The sequence below is a fragment of the Vannielia litorea genome (assembly GCF_019801175.1).
Lineage (GTDB): Bacteria > Pseudomonadota > Alphaproteobacteria > Rhodobacterales > Rhodobacteraceae > Vannielia > Vannielia litorea_B.
Genome location: NZ_JAHVJR010000001.1, coordinates 2,495,574 through 2,518,529 on the forward strand (window position 1 = coordinate 2,495,574; position 22,956 = coordinate 2,518,529).

At 67.4% G+C, this 22,956-nt stretch carries 24 protein-coding genes and 1 riboswitch; of the genes, 8 read left to right on the plus strand and 16 right to left on the minus strand.

Going from position 1 to position 22,956, the window contains the following annotated elements; all coding sequences use genetic code 11:
• Nucleotides 1–72: 72 nt before the first annotated feature.
• Nucleotides 73–651, plus strand: a complete 579-nt coding sequence (locus KUV38_RS12155) for a nitroreductase (protein ID WP_222470302.1) — start codon at nt 73–75, stop codon at nt 649–651.
• A complete protein-coding gene (locus KUV38_RS12160; protein WP_222470303.1) occupies nt 648–1,337 on the plus strand; it encodes an EI24 domain-containing protein in 690 nt (229 codons plus the stop codon). The genes KUV38_RS12155 and KUV38_RS12160 overlap by 4 nt, the downstream gene beginning before the upstream one ends.
• Nucleotides 1,338–1,347: 10 nt before the next feature.
• Here the strand turns inward: KUV38_RS12160 and KUV38_RS12165 are convergent, their stop codons facing one another.
• Entirely contained in the window at nt 1,348–1,641 is a 294-nt protein-coding gene (locus KUV38_RS12165; RefSeq protein ID WP_222470304.1) for a DUF1467 family protein, read from the minus strand.
• On the minus strand, nt 1,641–2,045 hold the full coding sequence (gene mce / locus KUV38_RS12170; RefSeq protein ID WP_222470305.1) for a methylmalonyl-CoA epimerase: 405 nt from the start codon (nt 2,043–2,045) through the stop codon (nt 1,641–1,643). Before mce ends, KUV38_RS12165 begins: the two co-directional genes overlap by 1 nt.
• 153 nt (nt 2,046–2,198) lie before the next feature.
• Here mce and KUV38_RS12175 point away from each other — a divergent pair, with 153 nt between their 5' ends.
• The gene (locus KUV38_RS12175; RefSeq protein ID WP_222470306.1) at nt 2,199–2,924 is read left to right on the plus strand and encodes a response regulator; all 726 of its coding nucleotides are present in this window, start codon (nt 2,199–2,201) and stop codon (nt 2,922–2,924) included.
• 143 nt (nt 2,925–3,067) lie between these two features.
• Here KUV38_RS12175 and KUV38_RS12180 read toward each other — a convergent pair whose 3' ends face one another.
• Nucleotides 3,068–3,781, minus strand: a complete 714-nt coding sequence (locus KUV38_RS12180; RefSeq protein ID WP_222470307.1) for a GNAT family N-acetyltransferase — start codon at nt 3,779–3,781, stop codon at nt 3,068–3,070.
• 146 nt (nt 3,782–3,927) lie between these two features.
• Between KUV38_RS12180 and KUV38_RS12185 the strand changes: the two genes are divergently transcribed.
• On the plus strand, nt 3,928–4,116 hold the full coding sequence (locus KUV38_RS12185) for a hypothetical protein (protein ID WP_222470308.1): 189 nt from the start codon (nt 3,928–3,930) through the stop codon (nt 4,114–4,116).
• Between the two features lie 17 nt (nt 4,117–4,133).
• Here the strand turns inward: KUV38_RS12185 and KUV38_RS12190 are convergent, their stop codons facing one another.
• Both KUV38_RS12190 and KUV38_RS12195 read right to left on the minus strand, forming a co-directional pair.
• Complete coding sequence (locus KUV38_RS12190) at nt 4,134–5,351, minus strand: DUF1501 domain-containing protein (protein ID WP_261385212.1); 1,218 nt, start codon at nt 5,349–5,351, stop codon at nt 4,134–4,136.
• Between the two features lie 4 nt (nt 5,352–5,355).
• Nucleotides 5,356–6,729, minus strand: coding sequence for a DUF1800 family protein (locus KUV38_RS12195; protein WP_222470309.1), 1,374 nt, complete (start codon nt 6,727–6,729; stop codon nt 5,356–5,358).
• 208 nt (nt 6,730–6,937) lie between these two features.
• Between KUV38_RS12195 and KUV38_RS12200 the strand changes: the two genes are divergently transcribed.
• Nucleotides 6,938–7,414 (plus strand): hemerythrin domain-containing protein, encoded by a 477-nt coding sequence (locus tag KUV38_RS12200; protein WP_222470310.1) that lies wholly within the window; start codon nt 6,938–6,940, stop codon nt 7,412–7,414.
• A 47-nt stretch (nt 7,415–7,461) separates the two neighbouring features.
• On the opposite strand, the gene KUV38_RS12205 is transcribed toward KUV38_RS12200, so the two are convergent.
• Complete coding sequence (locus KUV38_RS12205) at nt 7,462–8,376, minus strand: LysR family transcriptional regulator (protein WP_222470311.1); 915 nt, start codon at nt 8,374–8,376, stop codon at nt 7,462–7,464.
• Between the two features lie 122 nt (nt 8,377–8,498).
• On the opposite strand from KUV38_RS12205, the gene KUV38_RS12210 reads away from it, so the two are divergent.
• Nucleotides 8,499–9,986 carry a hypothetical protein gene (locus KUV38_RS12210; RefSeq protein WP_222470312.1) on the plus strand — a complete coding sequence of 496 codons (1,488 nt, stop codon included), beginning with the start codon at nt 8,499–8,501 and terminating at the stop codon, nt 9,984–9,986.
• A gap of 4 nt (nt 9,987–9,990) precedes the next feature.
• Here the strand turns inward: KUV38_RS12210 and KUV38_RS12215 are convergent, their stop codons facing one another.
• Together KUV38_RS12215 and KUV38_RS12220 are read right to left on the minus strand one after the other, a co-directional pair.
• Entirely contained in the window at nt 9,991–10,548 is a 558-nt protein-coding gene (locus KUV38_RS12215; protein ID WP_261385214.1) for a hypothetical protein, read from the minus strand.
• Nucleotides 10,549–10,811: 263 nt separating this feature from the next.
• Nucleotides 10,812–11,381: a carboxymuconolactone decarboxylase family protein gene (locus KUV38_RS12220; RefSeq protein WP_222470313.1), complete on the minus strand. Its 570-nt coding sequence runs from the start codon at nt 11,379–11,381 to the stop codon at nt 10,812–10,814.
• Nucleotides 11,382–11,523: 142 nt separating this feature from the next.
• Between KUV38_RS12220 and KUV38_RS12225 the strand changes: the two genes are divergently transcribed.
• Entirely contained in the window at nt 11,524–12,117 is a 594-nt protein-coding gene (locus KUV38_RS12225) for a TetR/AcrR family transcriptional regulator (RefSeq protein WP_222470314.1), read from the plus strand.
• A 33-nt stretch (nt 12,118–12,150) separates the two neighbouring features.
• Here the strand turns inward: KUV38_RS12225 and KUV38_RS12230 are convergent, their stop codons facing one another.
• The 3 genes from KUV38_RS12230 to aspS form a co-directional block, all read right to left on the minus strand.
• Nucleotides 12,151–12,435, minus strand: a complete 285-nt coding sequence (locus tag KUV38_RS12230) for a hypothetical protein (protein ID WP_222470315.1) — start codon at nt 12,433–12,435, stop codon at nt 12,151–12,153.
• 86 nt (nt 12,436–12,521) lie between these two features.
• The gene (locus KUV38_RS12235; protein ID WP_222470316.1) at nt 12,522–13,046 is read right to left on the minus strand and encodes a chloramphenicol phosphotransferase CPT family protein; all 525 of its coding nucleotides are present in this window, start codon (nt 13,044–13,046) and stop codon (nt 12,522–12,524) included.
• A gap of 2 nt (nt 13,047–13,048) precedes the next feature.
• Entirely contained in the window at nt 13,049–14,830 is a 1,782-nt protein-coding gene (gene aspS, locus KUV38_RS12240) for an aspartate--tRNA ligase (RefSeq protein WP_222470317.1), read from the minus strand.
• Between the two features lie 169 nt (nt 14,831–14,999).
• Between aspS and KUV38_RS12245 the strand changes: the two genes are divergently transcribed.
• Entirely contained in the window at nt 15,000–16,289 is a 1,290-nt protein-coding gene (locus KUV38_RS12245) for a type VI secretion system contractile sheath domain-containing protein (protein ID WP_222470318.1), read from the plus strand.
• A gap of 42 nt (nt 16,290–16,331) precedes the next feature.
• Here KUV38_RS12245 and KUV38_RS12250 read toward each other — a convergent pair whose 3' ends face one another.
• From KUV38_RS12250 to KUV38_RS12270, 5 genes are all read right to left on the minus strand, one after another.
• On the minus strand, nt 16,332–17,069 hold the full coding sequence (locus KUV38_RS12250; protein ID WP_315898620.1) for a class I SAM-dependent methyltransferase: 738 nt from the start codon (nt 17,067–17,069) through the stop codon (nt 16,332–16,334).
• Nucleotides 17,066–18,943, minus strand: a complete 1,878-nt coding sequence (locus KUV38_RS12255) for an acyl-CoA synthetase (protein WP_222470319.1) — start codon at nt 18,941–18,943, stop codon at nt 17,066–17,068. Before KUV38_RS12255 ends, KUV38_RS12250 begins: the two co-directional genes overlap by 4 nt.
• A gap of 233 nt (nt 18,944–19,176) precedes the next feature.
• Nucleotides 19,177–20,226 (minus strand): homocysteine S-methyltransferase family protein, encoded by a 1,050-nt coding sequence (locus KUV38_RS12260; RefSeq protein ID WP_222470320.1) that lies wholly within the window; start codon nt 20,224–20,226, stop codon nt 19,177–19,179.
• A 134-nt stretch (nt 20,227–20,360) separates the two neighbouring features.
• Nucleotides 20,361–20,672, minus strand: a complete 312-nt coding sequence (locus KUV38_RS12265) for a hypothetical protein (RefSeq protein ID WP_222470321.1) — start codon at nt 20,670–20,672, stop codon at nt 20,361–20,363.
• 123 nt (nt 20,673–20,795) lie between these two features.
• Nucleotides 20,796–21,001, minus strand: a riboswitch (cobalamin riboswitch).
• A gap of 65 nt (nt 21,002–21,066) precedes the next feature.
• Nucleotides 21,067–22,860 carry an ABC transporter transmembrane domain-containing protein gene (locus KUV38_RS12270; RefSeq protein ID WP_222470322.1) on the minus strand — a complete coding sequence of 598 codons (1,794 nt, stop codon included), beginning with the start codon at nt 22,858–22,860 and terminating at the stop codon, nt 21,067–21,069.
• Nucleotides 22,861–22,956 lie beyond the last annotated feature (96 nt).

Sequence of the window (22,956 nt, forward strand, 5' to 3'; positions counted from 1 at the left end):
GCCCAAAGCCACCACCCCATTGAACCTGCGCGCAAAACACCCGACATAAGGGCCAACTGCCAAGGAGGCCCCATGACGCAGAAAAGCCCCGCCGCCCTCGAATTCCTTCTGACCCGCCGGTCGCGCCCCGCGAAGACGCTGACCGCGCCGGTGCCCACCCGCGAGGAGCTGGGGCCGATCCTTCAGGCCGCCGCCCGCACGCCGGACCACGGCAAGCTGGAGCCGTGGCGGTTTATCGTGCTGGAGGGCGCGGCGCTGGAGCGGCTGGCGGAGCTGGCCGGTGAGCGCGGCGCGGCGCTGGAGTTGGAGCCGGAGAAGGTGGAGAAGTTCCAGAACCAGCTGAAGCAGCCGGGGCTGGCGGTGGCGGTGGTGTCGTCACCGGTGGAGAGCGAGAAGGTGCCGTTTGTCGAGCAACTCTATTCGGCGGGCGCAGTCTGCCTTGCTATGCTGAACGCCGCGCTGGCCTCCGGCTGGGGCGCCAACTGGCTCTCGGGCTGGGGCAGCCATGACCGGGAGTTCGTGACCAAAGGGCTGGGCCTCGCGCTGCACGAGACGGTGGCGGGCTTCATCCACATCGGCACCGAGACGGTGCCCGCGCCCGAGCGCCCGCGCCCTGACCTGACCAAGATCACCGCCTGGGTCTCGGAATGATCTTCTCCGACTTCGGCAAGGCCGTGAACCAGATGTTCGACGGCCGGTTCCTACGGGTCCTGGCGATGGGGCTGGGGCTGACGATCTTGCTGCTCTTCGGCGTTTACGGCGTGTTCCTGTGGTTTCTGGACTGGGTGACGCCCGACAGCTTCACCATCTTCGGGCGGGAGGTGACGTGGATCGACGACCTGCTCTCATGGGCCTCGATCGCGCTGATGGCGCTGATGTCGATCTTCCTGATGGTCCCGGTGGCCTCTGCCTTCACCGGTCTCTTCCTCGAAGACGTTGCGGCGGCGGTGGAAGACAAGCACTACCCGCACCTGCCCGATGTGCCGCGGTTTCCGTTTTCGGAGGCGCTGCGGGATTCGCTGGGGTTTTTCGGCATTCTCATCGTGGTGAACGTGCTGATGCTGGTGCTCTACCTCTTTGCCGGGCCGCTGGTGCCGCTGCTGTTCTGGGGCATAAACGGGCTGCTGCTGGGGCGCGAGTATTACCAGATGGTGGCGATGCGGCGGATCGGGCGGCAGGCCGCCAATGAGTCGCGGCGCAGGCATTTTGGCAAGATCTGGTTTGCGGGCACGCTGATGGCGATTCCGCTGAGCTTTCCGCTCATCAACCTGTTCATCCCGCTGCTCGGCGTGGCGACCTTTACGCACCTGTTCCACCGGCTTGAGCCGGGCGCCTGACGCGGGGCGGCTACTGACCTTCGGTGATCGGCCCTTTGGGGCCGAACCGCTCCAGCAGGTCGAAATCGGAGACCCCGATGACGCCGGAGATGATGATCGCGCAGATCACCCCGGCCACGGGCAGGGCGATGAGCGTGGTGATCTTCAGCCGCTTGCCCAGCTTGAAGTCCGCCGGGGCGCCGGCGTGGGTGCCGGGCACCACTTCGCCCCTGTCGCCCTGGGTTTCGAGCCGCACCGGCAGGACGATGAAGAGCACCATGAACCATGTCACGGCGAGCACGACGAGGGCGGCGGAAATGCTCATCAGACCTGCTCCAGCTCCACGAGGCAGCCGTTGAAATCCTTCGGGTGCAGGAAGAGCACCGGTTTGCCGTGAGCACCGATCTTGGGCTCGCCCGTGCCGAGCACGCGGGCACCTTCGGCCTTCAGCTTGTCGCGGGCGGCGAGGATATCATCGACCTCGTAGCAGATGTGGTGGATGCCGCCGGAGGGGTTCTTCTCGAGAAAGCCCGCGATCGGGCTGTTCTCGCCCAAGGGGTAGAGCAGCTCGATCTTGGTGTTGGGGAGGGTGATGAAGACCACCGTGACGCCGTGATCGGGCTCGTCCTGCGGCGCGCCAACATCGGCGCCGAGCGTGCCGCGATACTGGGCCGACGCGGCCTCGAGGTCGGGCACTGCGATGGCCACGTGGTTGAGCCGTCCGATCATGTCATTCCCCTCCATAGGCAGGTGTCGGGCGGTTTATGACGCCCGGCCAAGCGCGGCACAAGCCGCGCCTTTGTCGCATTCCGGCAGGGGCGTTTACGAAGTTTTAGGGAAGGTGGTGTCTTCTCGGGGGGTAACGCCTTGAGGGAGGCCTCCATGACAGACGATCTTCCGCAGTTCGCAATCCCCGCGCAGAAGCCCACGCGCGACCGGCCCCTGTTGGGCGCTACCGTGCTGGTGGTGGAGGACAGCCGCTTTGCCTCGGAGGCGGTGCGGCTGCTGTGCCTGCGCTCGGGCGCGCGCATCCGAAGGGCCGATACGCTGGCCTCGGCGCACCGGCACTTGCAGGTCTATCGCCCGACGGCGGTGATCGTGGATCTGGGCCTGCCGGACGGCTCGGGGCTGGAACTGATCGCCGAGTTGGACCATTCCGACACCCGCGTGCCCGTGCTGCTTGGTACCAGCGGCGACCCGGCGAGCGAGGATGAGGCGCTGGAGGCCGGGGCGGACGGGTTCATCCAGAAGCCGATCACCTCTCTGGCGGAGTTTCAGCAGGCGATTCTCACCCGCCTGCCGGAGGCGGCGCATCCGGTCGGGCCGCGAGCGATGTCATCTGACGTGGTGGCCCCCGACCCGCTGGCGCTGCGCGACGACCTCGCCCATGTGGCCGACGTGCTCTCGACCGGCGAGGAAGACCCGGACATGCTGGACTACGTCGCCCAGTTCCTCGGCTCGGTCGCGCAATGCGCCTCGGACGCGCCGCTCGCCGCCGCCGCGCGCGGGCTGGCAACGGCCCGGGCGGCAGGCCAGCGCGGCTTTCCGGAGGCGGCAGTGATCTCGAAGCTGGTGGCGAACCGGCTGGAGGGCAATATCGCGCTATAGGCGGGTTGAGCTGCGGTGTGCATACGACCTAGGCGGGGGGCTTCCGGCCCTTAGAGGCGAGCTTTTGGCTCGTCCGGCGTTGGGTGAACCGTGCTCCTAGCGGGCCAACCACAGATTTACGTTTATTGCAGCGTTTCCGCGGCTCAGAGAGCCGGGTCGGAGGCAGCGCGGACGAGAGAGGTGAGGTCGCCCAAGCGTTCCTTCTGGCGGCCTTCGGCATCGAAGTTCTCGGGCCGGAGCCAAGCGCGGTAGGCCTCGCGCAGGGCGGGCCATTCACTGTCGATGGCGGCAAACCATGCGGTATCGCGGTTGCGCCCCTTCACCACCTGAGCCTGCCGGAAAGTGCCTTCGTAGGACAGGCCGAGCCGCTGGGCGGCGCGTCGGGAGGGCATGTTGAGGGCGTTGCACTTCCACTCGAAGCGGCGATAGCCGGCCTCGAAGGCCCATTCGATCAGCAGCAGGAAGGCCTCGGTGGAGGTGCGGGTGCGTTGCAACTCGGGTGCCAGCGCGATGTAACCCAGTTCGACCGATCCGGCCTCGGGCGCGATACGCAGGAGGGCACAGGTGCCGCCCCATCGGCCAGTCTCGCGGTTCTGGATCGCGAAGTGCAGCGGATCGGCACTGGCCTCGGCCTCGCGCGCCCAGCGGTGGTACTGCGTGGCAGAGGAAAACGGCCCGTTGGGCATGTAATCCCACAGCGCGTCATGGCCGGAGTAGGCGCGGAAGAGCGAGGCGGCGTGGGTATCGGCGGAGAGCCTCTCGAGCCGGGTCCACTGGCCATCGAGCGCGTCGAAGGCGGGCCGGGGCGGCGGGGTCCAGCCTGTCAGCTCTTCGCCCAGCATTCGCGCGTCGCTCATCAATTAACCCCTTTGCATCTCTGCCATTTTCCTAGCCCTCCGCAGGAAGGAGGAAAACCCGCAAAATGGCGCGGCCCTTCCACGCGAGCGCCGCATTTGCCCGAGAGAGTAGGCACTGAGCAGAGAAAAAAGCCTGGGAGCGGCACATGAAACGGATCGCAAACGCCTTTTGGTCGGAAGACGAGGGCAATGTCACCATCGACTGGGTGGTGCTGATGGCGGGCATCGTCTCGCTGGGCTTCGCCGTGGCGGCCACCGTGGCCACCGGGGCCAAGGACGTGACCGCCGACATGGTGGAGCAGATCGATGATATCGAGGTGGCGAGCGGGGCCTGAGCCCTGGCCCGCTCCCCTCAAAGCACCAGGCGGGGTGCCTGCGACATGTCGAGCCCCGGAAACACGCTTTCTGACAGCACAGTCCCCGAGAGGCCGAAGAGCCCCTCCATCGCGCGGGCCGCATAGGCGCGCACGTCTTCGGTGGGCATCAGGTCGCGCCGGTCGTAGAGCGCGGCCTCTTCAAGGCCCGGCCAGCGGCCATAGACCTTGCCGCCGCGCAGCGCCCCGCCTGCCATGAGCATCAGCCCGCCGGTGCCGTGATCGGTGCCGCGAGAGCCGTTCTCGCGCACGGTGCGGCCAAACTCCGTCATCGCCAGAATGCCGGTTTTGCCCCAGAGCGGGCCGAGGCCGACGCGGAGCAGTTCGATGGTTTCTGCCAATTGCTTCAGCGCCTTGGGCAGCCCGCTGGCCTGATTACCGTGGGTATCCCAGCCAGAGAGGGAGAAGGCGGCGATGCGGGTGTCGCCGCGCAGCCGCTGGGCGGCGAATTCGGCCATTTGCAAATGGGCTGCATTGCCGGAGCTGGCCTCCATCATCGCGGCCATGTCTTCATCTTCATCCGTCTCGGTGGCGGCGGCCTCGGAGGCGGCGATCTGCTCGGTAAGGTCGAGCGCTTCGAGCACGGCGGCCTGGTAGATCGGGTGCTCTTCGTAGACCAATTCGATAAGCCGCCGGGCCTGCGGAGAAAGCTCCAGCCGGGTGCCGGGGGACCAGTTGGCGACTGGGGCGCCCCCGGCGAGCATCAGCAAGTCTTCACGCCCGATGGCGTAGGCGGTGTCGGCTTCGATGCCCGGCACGGCCTGAAGCATGCGATTGAGCCAGCCGTCGCGCAGGGCGCCGGTTTTCACATCGAAGCCGGTGCCGGCCTCAAGCAGATCCTGCCCGTCGAAATGGCTGCGCTTGTCGCGGTAGGGGGTGGAGGTGGCATGGGCAAAGCCCAGCTCGCCCTTGGCCCAGATCGGGTGCAGCGGGGCGAGCGCGGGGTGGAGGGTGAAGAACCCGTCAAGCGGCAGACCACCGCCTGCGGCCAGCGTGGGCCGGGCGGCGGCGAAATGCGGATCGCCCACCGGGCGGACCACATCGAGCCCGTCCATCGCGCCGCGCAGGATGAGCACGATCAGCCGGGTGTCCCACGGAGCCTGGGCGAAGGCCATCGGGGTCATCAGCGGCGCGGCGGCCACGGAGCAGCCCGTGGAGGCAAGAAACCGGCGCCGGGTCATCAGGAGCTTGCTCATCGGGTCATCTCCGTTGGAAGGCGGGGGAGGCGAGGACGATCCCCACCCCTTCGGCGCGGCTTTCGGCGGCCTTGGCGGCAAAGAGCAGCCGCTCACCGGCCTGGCTGCCAAGCGCGGTTTCAACCAGATCGCGGGGGTCGGGTAGATCGAGCCCGTCGACCCGGCCCGCCGACATGGCCCAGTTGATCCGCACGGCGAGGCCCTGCGGGGTGAGCCAGTGCTCGCCATCCTCGGGCCAGCCATCGGGGCCATTGGGGCGCTCCCACTCCTGACCCATCAGGCCCATCGGGCGGATGATGATGCGGAGGGTGGCCTTGCGGTCCAGCGCAGCGAGTTGCGACCCCGTCACCCCGAGCGCGCGGAGAGCCGAGGTGACAAAATCGAAGGGCTGTTTGATCTTGGCGAGCGGCCCCCAGGCCTCGGGGTGCGAGAGCAGGGTTTCGATCACCGCGCCGAGGTTGCCGCCGGTCTCGGTGTAACGCAGGCGCAGGGCCTCCACGAGGGCGGGCGGCGGCGTGTCGGAGACGAAGTGGACGGCCAGCTTGCGGGCAAGGTGCGCCGCGGTATCGGGGTGCAGCGCGATGGCATCGAGCGCGGCGTGGATATCTTCCAGCTTGGGTTTGCGGCCGCCGTAGCTTTGGCCCAGCACCTCCTCCGCCCCCGGCTCGCCGCGCTTGGGCTCGAAACGGACGCCTTCACGCAGGTTCAGCGTCATCCCGGCCATGAGCTCGGCCAGTTGCCGGACATCGGCCTGGCTGTAGGCCCCGCCAACGCCGAGGGTGTGGAGCTCGAGCACTTCGCGGGCGAGGTTCTCGTTCAGCCCGCGCCGGCGGCCCTTTTTGGCGTTGCGTTCGGCCACCGGCGAGCCGGGGCCGATGCTTTTGTCCTGATCGAGGTAGATCAGCATCATCGGGTGGGTCACCGCCGCCTTCAGCATCTCGGAAAACGGCGCGGTGATGTTCGGGCGGATCGCATCTTCGACGAAGCGCTGCACCATCCGTTGTGACACGCCCTTGCCGCGCACCGTGAAATGATCAGCCCAGAAGCGGGTGAGGCGCTCGCGCAGCGGGTCGGGCGCATCGAGCGCGCGAGCGATGGTGTGGCGCAGCATCCGGGCGTGGTCGCGGCGGTTCTGGCCGCGCCAGTTGCGGTACTTTTTCTTGGCGGTTTTGTCGCCGTCCAGCTCGGCCTTCTTGAGATCGCTCAGGTATTGGAAATCGGCGTAGGTCTCTGCCATCGAGCCAATCGGGAAGGCGCGCGCCATGCTGTCAGCGGCCTGCAGTGCCTCTACCATCGCCTCGGGGCTGGCCGGGGCCGGGTGGTGCGGCGAGAGCCCGTAGCCAAAGCGGATGGCGGCGATCTCGGGGGTGAAACTCACGTGGGAGTGCTCCGGGTCAATGGGCGGCGCGGGACGGCCGGCGGTGCGGGGGCCTTTCTTCAAAGATAGGGGATCGCGGGCCACCTTGCGAGGCCCCCTGCGGTCACGCTTTTGCGCGGCGGCGGAGGGGCTGCGGGCGGGCGGGAACCTTCGCCCTGCGCCGGGCGTTTTCTGGCAAATCCTTCCAACCCAGTCCGGAGCCACGCCGATGACCGACATCTACGCAGCCATCAAGACCGACCACGACCGCCACCGCGAGTTGCTTGCCACGCTCGAAGACACATCGGGCGACAGCGAGGCCCGCCGCGGCGCGTGGGAGGAGTTCTATCACGACGTAAAGGCCCATGCCGCCGCCGAGGAAGAGACATTCTACTCCGTGCTGCTCGGCAAGACATGGGGGCAGGAGCACGCCCGGCATTCCGTGCATGAGCATCAGGAGCTGGATGACATCATGGAGGAGCTGAACGAGATGGAAATGAGCTCGCCCGGCTGGCTGACGCGGTTCAAGACGCTGAAGCACGATTACGAGCACCATATCGAAGAAGAGGAACAGGAGATCTTCGAGCGCGCCCGTGAGGTGATTTCTGAGCGCGAGATCAGCGGGTTCGGCAAGAAGTTCCTCGCCCGGAAGGAAAAGGAAGCCGGGTTGATCGAGAAGAAAAAGGCGAACGCGTTGGAGGAGTGAACCCGTAGGGCGGGGCTTGTCCCGCCGTGCGGGGAGCGGGCGCGGAGCTAGGCCCCGAGGCCCTTCAGCGCCTGCCGCAGCGCGCCCTCCAGCGCATCGATCGCCGCAGACACCCGCTTCGGCCGATCCCGCGCTGCGTGGCGGATCAGCCGCACCGGCTGCGGCGGCGGTCGCCGTTCCTCGAAGAGCGACACCAGGCGCCCGTCGGCGATCGCATCATGGACCTGGTAAAGGTAGAAAAAGCCCAGCCCCACCCCCGCCTCGCAGGCCGCCCGCGCCATCCGCACCTCGTTGACGTAGAGCACCGCCTTGCACCGGAACGTGCGCCGTTTGCCGTCCGCGTCGAGGTAAGGCCACAACTGCCCGGTCCGGCGCCCGGCAATGTCGACGCAGACAGCGGGCATCCCGGCCATGTCCTCCGGTCTTTCTGGCCGGCCGACCCTTTCGAGAAAGGCAGGGGCGGCGCAGTGCCGCGTGGGCATCTCCCCGATCACGGTGGCCCGCATCTCGCTGTCGGGCTGCGGCCCAATCCGGACCGCGAGGTCGTAACCGCCCTCCACGAGGTCGAGCGGCACGTCGGTCAGCGTTACGTGCGGCACGAGGCTCGGAAACCGCTCGCGGATGTCGCGCAGGCAGGGCCAGACGAAGCGGTTGCCAAACTCCACCGGCGCGGTGATCCGCACTTCCCCCGCCGGTTCGCCCTGCTGCGCGGCAAGGTCCTGCTCGGCGGTGTCGATCTCGGAAAGCACGTGACAACAGGTCTCGTAGTAGGAACGACCCTCCGGCGTGAGGTAGGACTGCCGCGTCGACCGCTCCAGCAGCCGCAGCCCCAGCGACTCCTCCAGCCGCGCCAGAGAGCGCACCACGCTGGGCAGCGACTTTCCCAGCCGCCGCGCCGCCTCGGTCAGCGTGCCGCCATCGACGATGGCCACGAAGACCCGCATGGCCGCCAGCTTGTCCATCAGCCCTCAGCTTTCCGCAGGAATGTTCTGCCATTCGGAGCATATATCGCGGCGCCCACGCAGCGCTACCCTAGGGTCAACGCCGGGCTGAACCGGCATGATTCCCGACACGGAGATGACCGATGACACGTGCCCTTGCGCTCGCCTGCTGCGCTGTTCTTACCGCCCCCACGCCGCTTGCCGCGCATGACACCACGCTGGGGGAGGTGCGTTTTGAGCTTTCCTGCACCGAGGCAGCGGCGGGGCCCTTCACCGAAGGCCTGAAACTGCTGCATCACATGATGTATGTGCAGGCCCGGCAACGATTTTCCGAGGCCGCAGAGGCCGACCCGGCCTGCGCCATGGCCGAATGGGGCAAGGCGATGAGCTACTTCCACCCGGTTTGGCCCGGTGGTCCGACCCCTGCGGAGATGGAGGGCGGCGCAGCCTCGGCGACGCGGCTGACTACCCTCACGCCGGGCAACGCGCGGGAAGCTGCCTATGTGGCGGCGGCACTAGCCTTTTGGGAGGGGGCAGACACCCCCTACCCCGCCCGGCTGGCCGCGTGGGCGGGCGCCCAACGGGAGATCGACGAGGCCTTTCCCGATGATATCGATGCGGCCGCCTTCGACGCGCTGGCGCAGATTGCCCTCACCCCGCCCGGGCCCGGCGCGGCTGAGAGCCTTGCCGAGGCCGGAGACAGGCTCGCCGCCCGGCTGCCCGAGGCGCCGCTGCATCCGGCGATCTTTCATTACGTGATCCACGCCTATGATCACCCGGCCTTGGCCACAAAGGCCCGCGCCTTTGCCAAGGGCTATGACCGGATCGCGCCTGAAGTGCCCCATGCGCTGCATATGCCCAGCCATATCTTCACCCGGCTCGGGGATTGGGAGGCGTCGGTGGCGTGGAATGCCCGTTCCGGCACGGCGGCACTGGCTCAGCCGCTGGATGGCGGTGTGGTTTCAAATCATTACGCCCACGCTGTGGACTACGGCCTCTATGCGCTGTTGCAATTGGACCGGGTTGCCGAGGCGGAGGTGCTGCTGGCCGAGTTTCAGGCGGTGGGGGCGCTCGAAGACAGCTTTGGCACCGCCTACGCCCTGGCGGCCAGCCCGGCCCGGGTGCCACTTGAGCAGGGAGATTGGGCCGGGGCGGCTGCCCTGCCCGCCGAACTGCCGGCGCTGATCGGCTGGGAGAAGTTTCCGCAAGCCGTCACAATCCACTGGTTCGCCAAGGGGCTGGGCGCAGCGCGGTCGGGCGATACCGAGGCCGCACGGGCGGCGCTGGAGGAGATTTCGGCACGGACGGCCACGCTGAACGAGCGCGGCATGGGCTATTGGGTTACGCTGGCAGAGGCGCAGAGCGGCACCATTGAGGCCTGGCTGGCTTGGGAGGCGGGCGAGGCCAAGGCGGCGCTGGCGGAAATGCGGGCGGCGGCAGAGCTGGAGGATTCGGTAGGCAAGGCACCAGTGACTCCTGGCGCGGTGCTGCCGGCGCGGGAGTTGCTGGGCGACATGCTGTTGCTCTCCGGTGACCGCACAGGGGCTGCCGAGGCCTACCGCGCCGCGCTGGCGATCTCGCCGGGCCGGAAGCGCTCGGTCGAGGGGCTGGCAGAGGCGGAGGGCGGCTGAGGGCTCAGTTGCCGGCCCGCTCCATCATCATCTCGTGCACCGCCTGCATGCCGCTGTCGGCCATCCGACTGACCTCCCCGGCATGGGTGTGCAGCGCCTCCACCACCTCCGGGTCGGTGGAGGTTTGCGTGACCACGATGCCCGCGTCGGTCACCTCGACATCGGAGGCGATCGCGCCGGGGCGGGCGAAGAAGATATCGAGCGTGGGGGACTGGATGAAGATCTTCGGGTCGCGCCCCTGCCCTACCCGGTCGATCATGCCGACGACATGGCTCACCAGTGCGTCCATCACCTCCGGGTCGGAGGAGCGGGTGACAGTGCGGATGCCGTCCGGCAGAAGCTCGACCTCGCGGGAGAGGGTGGCGAAGTTGCGGAAGAGCGTGGCCAGTTCGGCGCTCTCCTCCTCGGTGGCGTCCTCGCCGCGCAGTCCGGGCATGGCGGCCATGTCGTGGCCGGTGCCATCGGCCCCATGCCAGTGCATCCCGCCTCCCCCGTGCATCTGGGCCGTCGCCGGGGTGAAGGCGCACAGGGCGGTGACGAGGACAAGGGTGACGCGCAGCATGGGAGATCTCCGGTGTGTTAGCCCGGAGCATAGCTGCAAACACATTCAAGATCACGCATGAATGCGGTCGTGTGCCTGCGCCAAAACGCCCCGGACCTTGCGGTCACGGGGCGCGTGGTGGTTCAGGCGCGGCGGCGCTTGCGCAGGAGTTTTTGCGCCAGCTTCCAGACGGCCCAGTACTTGAAGAGCTTCTTCATGGGTCGGTCCTCCATTTGCAGGATCAACCCGTCAGGGCCCCCGCGGTTCCGCGCGGGCGGGCAGGCTCAGGCCGCCTTGGCGCCCTTCTTCTCCCAAGCGAACTTCTGCATCACTTCGTCGACCGGGGTGTCGGCGAGGTGGTTGGTGTAGTTCGACATGACCTTCTGCGCGATGCCCAGCACGATCTCGAGCACGTGGCGCTTGGTGTAGCCTGCGTCGAGGAAAGTCTGCAGCTGGTCGTCGCTCACCTCGCCGCGCTGGCGGACCATGGCGAGGGTGAAGGTGCGGAGGGCTTCGAGATGCTCGGTGGGCAGCGGGGTCTCGTTGCGCAGCGCTTCGGTGATGGCGTCATTGACCTTCATCATCTTGGCAATCCCGGTGTGGGCGGGCACGCAGTAGTGGCAGGCGTGCTCGACGTTGATGCTCTGCCAGACGACGGTGATCTCATCCTTGTCGAAGCTGGTGGCGTTCTGGAACAGCCCGTGCAGCACTTGGTAGCCCTCCATCAGCGCGGGGGCCTCAGCCATGACCTTGTGCAGGCCCGGCAGGCGGCCAAAGGCCTGTTTGGACTTTTCAATCAGCGGCAGGCTCTCGGCGGGGGCGGTGGTTTCATCGTGCAGGGTGAAGGTGGTCATGGGCGCTCCGTTGGTTGGCATTGCGGGCCGGGGTGGCCCGTGGGGGCAAGATGGCGCATTTGAGTGATCACTCAAGGCGTAAATTGAGCAATCACTCAAACGTGAGGGAGACACCGGCCGCAAAGGCGCCTATATTCACCGCATGACCCGTGCCGCTCCCTATGACCGCGAGACCGCCCTCGATGCCGCGCTGACGCTATTCTGGCGCAGGGGCTTTCACGCGACCTCTCTGAAGGATCTGGAGGCCGCGCTTTCGATGAAGCCCGGCTCGATCTATGCCGCTTTCACCAGCAAGGAGGCGCTTTTTCGGGAGACCTTGCGGCGCTACCGTGATCGCACTGGGGCCAAGGTGGCGACCCTTGCGCGGGAGTCCGCCTCGCCGCTCGAGGCACTGGCCGAGCATGCCCGCCGCAGCGGCCGCCCGGAGCAGGGCCGCCCGCTCGGCTGCATTTTGGTCAAGACCGTGCTCGAACTGGCCGACTCAGAGTCGGAGGCCGGAGAAGATGCCCGCCATTACCTCGCCGAGGTGCGGAGCCTCTTCCAGTCGCTCTTCGAGAAGGCCCGCGCCGCAGGTGAGTTGCCTGCGAGCGCTGATTGCCGCCGCCTCGCCCGCCGGTTTCAGGCAAATATGTTCGCCCTCGCGGTCGAGACCCTGCGCGGCTCGGACCCGGAAGAGCTGGCGTCTCTTGCCGATGACATTGCGGAGGAGGTGCTGCGGCTACGGCAGCCGCAGTAGGCAGGATCGCGGGCGTGGCCCTCTGGCTTTTCGTCAGGCCGGATCGACGGGGCCGAAGCTCTCCCAGTTCTCGCCCATCGCGACGATGCAGGCCCGGCCGTCGGTGTAGTTCTGCACCATCGTCCAATCGCCCGAGGCTTGCGTGACCCAGAACTCGATGAAGGCATCGGGGCCGCGCAGACCGCGCCCGGCGAGGGTGGCGCCAAAGCGGCTTTCGAGCTTTTCTACGATGCGGGCGCGGTCATCGCAGAACACATCGCCCAATGGCCCGCCCGCCGTTGCGGTGAGGGGCGCGAGGGTGAGTGCGATGGTGAGCATGGCCCGCGTCATGGCAGAATCGTAGCACGGGGATGCAGGACTGCGTAACAGTTTTATGACGGTCTGAGATGTGGCCTCACCGGGCGTCAGGCGAAGAAGCCCGACACCCCCCGCCGCGCCTGCCAGGCTGCAATGACGCGGGAGGCATTGGCTTCGGCCCCATCCTCGCCCCGCAGGTCGAGATCGTAGCGCTTGCATGCATGGACATGGGCGGCATCCCGCGCCGCATCTCCCGGCCGTCGGTCCCCGCGGGCCGCCTCGCGCCGCTCCAGCTCGGCAAGATCGCAATGAAGCCCGATGAAGAAGAGATCGCGCCCGGAAAAGAGTGCGCGCAGATCACTGTGCCACGCCGGGCTCTCGATGATGTGGTCCCAGATCACATCAGCTCCGGACTCGCCGAAGGCGGCCACGGCGCGGTGCCAACCGTCGAAGGCCTGGCCGCGCACCGCCGCCCATTCCGGGCCGCTGGGCAACGCGCCGCTGTCGATCAGATGGTCGAAGGTGAGGTGGGTGAACGGCTCGGGCAGTGCCGCCTGCACTGCCCGAGCCAGAGTGGATTTGCCCGCACTGGAGGCGCCGTGGATCAGGATGACCCGCCCCGGCGCCTGCACGATCAGTCCTCTTTCACCACCCGCAGCGAGAGCTCGCGGAGCTGCTCGTTGGTCGGCAGCGAGGGGGCGCCCATCATCAGATCTTCGGCGCGCTGGTTCATCGGGAACATCACCACCTCGCGGAGGTTTTCCTCGTCGGCCAGCAGCATCACGATCCGGTCGATGCCCGCCGCGCAGCCGCCGTGGGGCGGGGCGCCGTATTGGAAGGCGGTGTAGAGGCCACCGAAGCGGGCCTTCACCTCATCTTCGCCGTAGCCGGCGATCTCGAAGGCCTTCAGCATCACCTCGGGCTTGTGATTGCGGATCGCGCCGGAGACCAGTTCGTAGCCGTTGCAGGCGAGGTCGTACTGGTAGCCCTTCACGGCGAGCGGATCGCCCGCCAGCGCCTCGGCCCCGCCTTGCGGCATGGAGAAGGGGTTGTGCTCGAAGTCGATCTCGCCGGTCTCGTCATCCTTCTCGTAGATCGGGAAGTCGACGATCCATGCAAAGGCGAAACGCTCCTTGTCGGTCAGGCCCAGCTCGTCGCCGATGACGGTGCGGGCACGGCCCGCGACGGCTTCGAAGGTCTTGGGTTTGCCGCCGAGGAAGAAGGCAGCATCGCCCACGTCGAGGCCGAGCTGCTGGCGGATTGCCTCGGTGCGCTCAGGGCCGATGTTCTTGGCGAGCGGGCCTGCCGCCTCCATGCCGTTGCCCTGATCGCGCCAGAAGATGTAGCCCATGCCGGGCAGCCCTTCCTTTTGCGCGAAGGCGTTCATCCGGTCGCAGAACTTGCGGGAGCCGCCGGTGGGGGCGGGGATGGCGCGGATCTCGGTGCCCTCCTGCTCCAGCAGCTTGGCGAAGATCGCAAAGCCGGAGCCGGCGAAGTGCTCGGACACAACTTGCATCTCGATCGGGTTGCGCAGGTCGGGCTTGTCGGTGCCGTATTTCAGCGCGGCCTCGGCATAGGGGATCTGCGGCCAGGTCTCGGGCGCATCGACCTTGCGGCCCCCGCCGAACTCTTCGAAGACGCCCGCGATCACCGGGGAGACGGTGTCGAACACGTCTTGCTGCTCGACGAAGCTCATCTCGAGATCGAGCTGGTAGAAGTCGGTCGGCGAGCGGTCGGCGCGCGGGTCTTCATCGCGGAAGCAGGGCGCGATCTGAAAGTACTTGTCGAAGCCCGACACCATGATCAGCTGCTTGAAGAGCTGCGGCGCCTGCGGCAGGGCGTAAAACTTGCCGGGGTGCAGGCGGGAGGGCACGAGGAAGTCGCGCGCGCCCTCAGGCGAGGAGGCGGTGATGATCGGCGTCTGATACTCGCGGAAGCCCTTGTCCCACATCCGGCGGCGGACGGAGGCGACCACGTCGGAGCGCAGGGTCATGTTCTGCTGCATCGCCTCGCGGCGAAGGTCGAGGTAGCGGTACTTGAGGCGGGTTTCTTCGGGGTAATCCTGATCGCCGAAGACCATCAGCGGCAGCTCGCCCGCCGAGCCCAGCACCTCCATGTCGCGGATATACACTTCGATCTCGCCGGTCGGCAGCTTGGTGTTCACGAGGCTCTCGTCGCGCGCCTTCACCGTGCCGTCGATGCGGATACACCACTCGGAGCGGACCTTCTCGACCTCGGCAAACACCGGGCTGTCGGGGTCGCAGAGCACCTGGGTGACGCCGTAGTGGTCGCGCAGGTCGATGAAGAGGACGCCGCCGTGATCTCGCACCCGATGCACCCACCCGGCGAGACGCACGGTCTCCCCCACGTTCTCCTTGGTCAGCTGGGCGCAGGTGTGGCTGCGGTAGGCATGCATGGTTCGGTCCCTTCCGGTCGGACAATTCGGTTCGGGCCGATACACCGCCTTGGCTGGGCAAAGTCAACCCGGACTGGAGGGCGCGGGCCGGAAAGGCGGCGATTGGGCGGCGGGGTTGATGCGTGGCGGGGCTTGGCGCAGGCTTTGCGGGCGGGGGTGGAGAGTGCGGATGCGCGGGCTGTGGCGAAGGTTGAGAGGCGCGAGCGGGCTGCCGGAGTTGCCGGAGGAGGTGGAGCGGGCGGTGCTGCTGGTTGGGAGGCTGGCGCGGCGCTGGCCCGAGCTGCGTAGTCGGAAGCTGGCGGCGAGGGTGGAGGCGATGATCGCGCGGTGCGACGCCCGGATCGCGGCGCAGCTGGGCGAGATTTATGGCCATCCCGAGATGGAGCGCCTTGAGGGTGCATGGCGCGGGCTGCATTGGCTGGTGCGGGAGATGCCGCCGCGCGAGGATATCGCGCTGGCGGTTATGAATGTGGCCAAAGCGGAAGTGGCGAGCGGTGAGGCGGAATTGCGCCACGCGGCTTGGGCGAGGGTCTATGCCGAGCGGCAAGCGCCGCCCATCACCCTGCTTTTGGTGGATGTCGCTTTCGACCATGCGGGCACGCAGGCCCTCACCGCCCTCGCCCGCCTTGGTTCCCTTGCGCAGATGCCGGTGATTGCCGGAGCCGCGCCCGCGCTTCTGGGCCTTGCCGAACCACAAGACCTCAGCGCCATACGCGACCCGGAGGCCGTGCTTGCCTCGCCCGCACACGAGGATTTCACCGCCCTGCGCCGCGCCCCGGAGGCTCGTTACCTTGGGCTCTGCGTCACGCGCTTTGCCTATGCCCCGCCCGGCGACCTGCCCCGCCCGCCTTGCCCCGTGCCGGGCCAATATGCCATTGCCGCCAACGTCGCCCGGTCGGTCGCCAAATGGGGCTGGCCGCAGGATTGTCGGGGCGTGGAAGGCGGCGGGGTGGCAGGGCTGGGGCCAACGGAAGCGGCCATCGACGAGCGGCAGGAGAGCCACCTCGCCCGCGCCGGGCTGATTGCGGCGCTGGACGCCAAGAACCGGGCCTGGGCGGGGTTCTTCTCGCTCACCTCGTTGTCGCGGCGGGATGACCTTGCAGGGGATGCGGCGGGCAACTGGCGGGTCAGCACCCAGCTGCCCTACCTGATGGTCGCCACCCGTTACGCCCAGCACATCCTGCGCCTCGCAGCCGACTGGCCCGGCCCGCGCGAGGCGGGGTTCGAGGCCCACATCCGCGACTGGCTGGAGCGCCAGACCGACCGAAGCATGCAGCTAAACGAAGCTGAGATGGCGCAGCGCCCGCTTTGGGGTCATCAGTTTGACCTCACGGGAGAGGCCAGCGCCCGGCTTTCCTTCTCCCCAGGTTTCAAGCTGGAGGGCGTTCCGGGCGCCATCGAGCTTGATCTGACCCTGCCAGAGCGAGCGCAGCAGAGGCCACCGAGCGCCAGAAAATAGACGGAATGCATCGCAAGGCGCGCAATTGGATCGCGCGGGGTCTTAGCCAGGCTTGCGGTAGAGGGAGACGTGCATCGAGCTGGCCCCGGTGAAGGGCTCACGCCGCCAGCCACCCCAGCGGTGCTCAAGTTCCAGCCCGACGAGGCGTGCCATCAGGTCGATCTCCGGCGGGGCAGCCACCCGCATCACCAGCGGCACAAGGCGGGTGCCCTCGGCACTGAAATGGATGCGCTGCATATCGAGCCGTTGCTCCAGCGCGTCCCACTTGGCGGCCTCGATGACTGCGCTCTCCATGCCCAGCGCCTTGGTCGACACCCGCTGGCCGCCCGTAAACCCGGCAAGGTCGGGCACGAAGGCCTCGACCAGAAAGCTGCCGCCCGGCTCAAGGTGTCGTGCGGCATTGGCGAAGAGGCGAACCTGTGCCTCCTGCGTTGTCAGGTTGAAGAGCGTGTTGAAGACGAGGTAGGCGTGAGAGAAGTGCCCCGGCACCTGCGCCTCGGCCATGTCGCCCACAACCACCTCAAGCGCCGCGCCGCCGGGCTTGGCGCGCAGCTTCTCCACCATCTCGGGCGACCCTTCGATGCCCGCCACCTCATGCCCGCGTGCCGCGAGCGGCAGGGCTACGCGGCCCGTGCCGATGGCAAATTCGAGCACCCTGCCCTGCCCCGCGACGGAGGAGATCAGTTCAACGCTGTCATCCAGCGTGTCGGGGAGTGTGCCTTCGTCGTAACCCTCGGCGTTCAGCGCGCCGAATGTGGCCTCGTCGAAGGTCAGGGTCACGCCCAATCCCAGGGGCGGGTAAAGCTGCCGAGCACCTCGGCCACCTTGGCCTCATCGGTGCCGGAGGTCTTTTTAAGCTTGGCGACGAGGCCGCGCTTCTTGTCTTCGACCACCTCGGCCACCTCTGCGCCACACCCCTCAAGCGCCTCGTTGTAGATGCGGGTGATCGCCATTTTGCGCAGGTCGGGCTTGAAGACTTTGCCCACGGCGGTCTTGGGCAGTTCCGGCAGCACCTCAAGATACTTCGGATAGGCTGCGCGCTCGTGGATGCGGGCGTTGGCGAAGTCGATGAGCTCCTGCTCGGTTACGGTGGCGCCAGCGACCAGCTCGACATAGGCGCAGGGCAGTTCGCCCGCGTGGGCATCGGGCTGGCCGATGGCGCCTGCGAAGGCCACCGCCTCGTGGCCCGCGAGCGCATCTTCGATTTCCGCCGGGTCGATGTTGTGGCCGCCGCGAATGATCAGGTCTTTCGCGCGGCCGGTGATCCAGAGGTAGCCATCGGCGTCGATCCGGCCAAGATCGCCGGTGCGGAGATAGACATCATGGTGGAAGAGTTTGTGGTTCTTGTCCTCCTCCGTGTAGGTCGAGCCGGGGAAGACGCCGGGGGAGGAAACGCAGATCTCGCCCACCTCGTCAGTGCTGCATTCGGTCGGGCCATCCGGGCCATCACGCAGGATCTTCACCTCGGTATAGGGGAAGGGCAGGCCCACGGAGCCGATCTTCTTTTCGCCCGAGGGCGGGTTGCAGGCGACGAGGCAGGTACATTCGGTGAGGCCGTAGCCCTCGACCACCTCGACCCCGGTTGCCTTCTCGAAGCGGTTGAACAGCTCAACGGGCAGCGGGGAGGAGCCGGAGAAGGCGGTTTTGACGCTGCTCACATCGGCATTCACCGGGCGCTGCATCAGCGCCGAGAGCGCGGTGGGCACGGTGATGATGAAGCTCACCTTCCAGCGTTCAATCAGCTTCCAGAAATTGTCGAACACACCATCGCCACGGTATCCGGCGGGCGTGGGGAAGATCACATGCATGCCGCTGGCGATGGCGGCCATGAAGATCACGTGACAAGCGAATACGTGGAAGAGCGGGAGCGGGCAGATCACGTTGTCCTGCTCGGTGAAGAGCAGCTCATGGCCGATCCAGCCGTTGTAGACCATCCCCGAGACCTTGTGCTGTGCCACCTTGGGCATGCCGGTGGTGCCGCCGGTGTGGAAGTAGGCCGCCACGCGGTCTTCCTTGGGGTCGTCGAAGGTGAGGGCATCCGAAGGATGCTTGGCCAGCTCGGCGTTGAAGTCGAGCACCTTGGCGTGGTGGACGGTCTCGGTCTTGGGGCGGATGAATGGGATGATGAACTTCTTCAGGCCGGTGACGTAGCGCAGCAGGTCGATCTCGAGCACATGGGTGACGTTCGGCGCGTGCTTCACCGCCTCGGCGGCCTTCTGGGCCACATCGGACTTGGGGAAGCTCTTCATCGTCACCAGCACCTTGGCGCCGGTCTGGCGCAGGATGGCCGAGATATGGTCGGGCTCGAGCAGCGGGTTGATCGGGTTCACGATGCCCGCGACCGCGCCGCCGAGGAGGGTCACGACGGTCTCGTTGGCGTTGGGCAGCAGGTAGGCGACCGTATCGGTCGGGCCAACGCCGAGGGAGCGGAAGAGGTTGGCCGCCTGGGTCGTTTTGGCGTGCAGCTCGTTCCAGGTGAGGGTCTCGGCATGGGCGCCGGGATCGGAGAAGATCTGGTAGCTCAGGGCAGGACGGGCGCCGTGGTTGGCCTTAGTCTTCGAGATGAAGTCATAGATCGTGGTCGGCATGCCGCGCTCTTCCCAGGTCATCTGGTTCTCGATCGCGCGCAGGTCCGCAGTGCTCTGAAAGCTCATGGTCATTCCTCCCCTTGGCCACGGGCCGCTCTCATGGCGGCTCCGCGACGTGTTGGGAGATAGTGAGCGAGAGCCGCGCGGGGATCAAGCGGCATGGGGCTGTGACGTGGGGTTGCGAAGCGGCAGGGGCGCCGTAGTGCCGTGCGCAAGCCCGAGAACCGGGCGCGTTGAACAGCACCACCGGCCCGATGGGGTGAAGGCGCCCGGCGGGATTGCCCGCCGGGCGCCGGGGCTCAGGCGGTTTCGCCCAGCGCCTTGATGTGCTCCGGCAGCCGCGCGTTGCTGCCGTACATGAAGTGGTTCTCCATCCGCTCCGAGAAGCGGCTGGCCTCTGTCACCCGACCCACGGCCTCGGCCACCTCGCGGATCAGCATGGGGTTCGCGCCGCAGCAGACGCCGAGGTAGTTCACCCCGAGTTCCTGCGCCTGCCGCGCGAAGGCGCCGACCTCGTAGCGGTTGCAGAACATCGGATCGAGCGCGGTCGGGAAGGCCCGCCCATGCGGCGCCGGGCAGGTGCAGCCGCTGTCATCACTGAGGTTGAAGAAGGTCGGCTCCGCCTCGGTGGTCCGATAGGGAATCGGCAGCGCGCCCACATGGCACGACACCGCCGCCCGCACGGCCCGTAGCCAGGGCATCATCGTTTCCGGCCCGCGGAAGCAGTTGAGACCGACCACATCGGCCCCGCCCTGCTCCAGCGCCTGACAGGTTTCGACGATGCCACGACCGTCGCGCATCTCTTCGCCCGCCATCGGGGCCAGCGTCAGCACCACCGGCAGGCCGGAGGCCTTGGCGACATCCAGCGCGCAGAGCGCCTCCCCGGCGTAGTAGAAGGTCTCGCCGATGATCATGTCGGCGCCCTCCTCGACGGCCCAGCCGACCATCTCCTCGAACATCGCACGCACCTCGGCCTGCCGCGCCGGATCGTCCGGTGCCCAGATGTTGGTGTTGGAGATGTTGCCCGCCATCAGGTTGCCGGGCCGCTCGTTGGCCACCTCGCGGGCGATCCGCAGCGCTGCCCTGTTCAGCGGCTCAAGCAGATCCTCCTTGCCGATCACGCGCATCTTTTCGCGGTGGCCGTTGTAGGTGAAGGCCTCGACGATATCGCTGCCCGCGCGCTGGAAATCCACGTGCAACGCGCGCAGGGCATCGGGATGTTCGAGCGCCACCTCGGGCACGAACTCGCCGGCGCTGAGATAGCCCCGCCGCTCCAGCTCGAAGAGGAAGCCTTCGGCGCAGATTACCGGCCCTTCGTCGAGCCGTTTTGTCAGTTGGTTCTCACTCATGGATCAGTCCTTTCCTGTCGATCCGTCCGTGACCATCGTTGGGAACGCCGAGCCTCGCGGGTCCGCCTGGGCGGCCCGCTGCAATGGTCCTCGGCCTGACCGCGCGGGTGCCGCGCGGCCGGGTTCGCAAGATGTCAGAGAGGCATTCGCAAGCTGCGTTTGGCCGCCGCCCCGCCGCGCCGCCGCTGTGCCGGCATCGCCAGCGACAGCGGGGCAATCGGCCCGCAGAGCGAGGCCGTCAGCAGCGCGCAGAACTCCGCCAGCGCTGGCGAGCCTGCGGCGAAGGGCGTTGCCCGGGCGTGGGCCGCGCGCGCTGCGCTCGGGTAGTCCGCCGCGCCGGGCAGCCCCGCCAGCCATTGCATGAAGCCAAGTTGGCCAAGCTGCCGCGCCTCGTCTGGCGGCAGCGGGCCTATATCGAGTTGAATGATCGTCCGTTCCAGAAGCATCGCGCCCTCCGCGCAAGAAGGCGGGGGCTGGTGGCGGCTGGCGATGTGAAAGGCCTTGTTGGCTTCATCCCGTCTCTCCACCCCAGGGCACCCCGCCCGGGTCTCAAGGTGACTGCAACGCGTGGACCACGCGCTGGTGATGGCAGGTCTCCTGACTTGCGGGTCGTCACTTCCCCCGACCTTCCCGGGCCGTTGGCCCAGTGGTCATTTCGGGGGTCGCTCGCCGCTCACAGTTGCGGGGGCAGTCGCGGATTAGGGCTTTTCGCCCGCACCGCGTTCCCTTTTCAGCCGGCCTTTCGGGGCCGGACACCATCGGGGCGGAAGATGCGGGATGTGGCGGGCTGTGTCTAGCGGATTCGCGCGGGGGTTGTAGGGTGGCGCAACGCGTTGCGCCCTACTCCGCCGCCAGCCCCTCGGTGAACTGGAGTCGGGCCAAACGGGCGTAGAGGCCGCCCTGTGCCACGAGGCTGTCATGCGTGCCCGTCGCGACGATCTGGCCCTTTTCGAACACGAGGATGCGGTCGGCCTTTTTCACCGTGGCCAGCCGGTGGGCGACGATGAGCGTGGTGCGCTCGGCAGAAAGCGCCTCGACCGCCTGCTGCACCAGTTGCTCGCTCTCGGCATCAAGCGCCGAGGTGGCCTCGTCGAGCAGCAGCACCGGGGCGTCACGCAGGATGGCACGGGCAATGGCGATGCGCTGCTTTTGCCCGCCCGACAGCATCGCCCCGCGCTCGCCCACATAGGTCTCGTAGCCTTCGGGCAGCTCGGTGATGAACTCATGGGCGGCGGCGGCGCGGGCGGCGTCCTCGACCTCGGCCTGCGTCGCTTCAGGGCGGCCGAAACGGATGTTCTCGGTCACGGTGGCAGCAAAGATCACCGGGTCTTGCGGCACCAGCGCAAGTTGGGCGCGCAGGGCCTCACGGGTGGTGGCATCGAGCCGGGTGCCATCCAGCGTGATCTCGCCCGAGGCGGGATCGTAGAAGCGCAGGAGCAGCTGGAAGATCGTGGACTTGCCTGCACCGGAAGGGCCGACGAGGGCCACGGTCTCGCCCGGCTGAACATCGAAGCTGACGCCCGAGAGCGCGGCCTCGCCGGGGCGGGTGGGATAGTGGAACACCACGTCCTGAAAGCCGATGGCGCCCTTGGCCCGGCCGTCCAGCGCCAGCGGCTCTGCGGGGTCTCTCACCGTATCCTCGGCCACCAGCAGCTCGATCAGCCGCTCGGTCGCCCCTGCGGCGCGTTGCAGCTCGCCCCAGATTTCGGAAAGCGCCGCCACGGCCCCGGCCATGATGCCAGCGTAGATGACGAACTGGACTAGCTCGCCCGCGCTCATCACCCCGTCGCGCACGTCGCGCGCGCCGATCCAGAGCACGCCGAGGATACCGCAGAAGACCACGAAGATGATGATCGCCGTCATCGCCGCGCGCACCGTGATGCGGGATTTCGCACTCTCGAAGCTTTTTTCGGTGACACCGGAAAACTGCGCCTTGGAGGGCGCCTCATGGGTGAAGGCCTGCACTGTCTGCACCGCCAGCAACGCCTCGGATGCATTGCCGGAGGAGGCGGCGATCCAATCCTGGTTTTCGCGGGAGAGCGTGCGGAGGCGGCGGCCCAGAACGAGGATCGGAACGATCACCACCGGAATGATACCCAGCACCATCAGCGAGAGCTTGGGCGTGGTGAAGAACATCAGGATCAGCCCGCCGACGAAGAGCAGGATGTTCCGCAGGAACCAGCTGGCCGAGGAGCCGATCACCGAGAGGATCAGCGTGGTGTCGGTGGTGATCCGGCTCAGCACCTCGCCGGTCATCAGCTTTTCGTAATAGGCGGGCGACATGCCGATCATCCGATCGAACACCGCTTTGCGGATGTCGGCCACCACCCGCTCGCCGAGGCGCGTGACCAGCCAGTAGCGCAGCGCCGTGCCCAGCGCGAAGATCAGCGCGATGCCGATGGCGGCAAAGAAGTACCGGTCGAGCAGGGCCACGTCGGAGGTGCCGAAGTTATCGACCACGCGGCGGGCCGCCATCGGCAGCACCAGCGAGACGCCCGCGGTGAGCACGAGTGCGCAGAGCGCGGCCACGACCATAAGCTTGTAGGGCGCAAAGAACGGGCCCAGCGCCCGGAGTGCGCCCACGCGGCGCGAGCCGGGGCGATCGTCGGTGCTGGTCTGTGGGGCGCGTGCCATGCCGTCTCCTCTTCGCCCGAGGGGCTTACCCGGCAGGCGGACCCCTGCCAAGAGGGGCATTGTGACGCGCGAGGCCCCAAACGTGATGTGCATTGC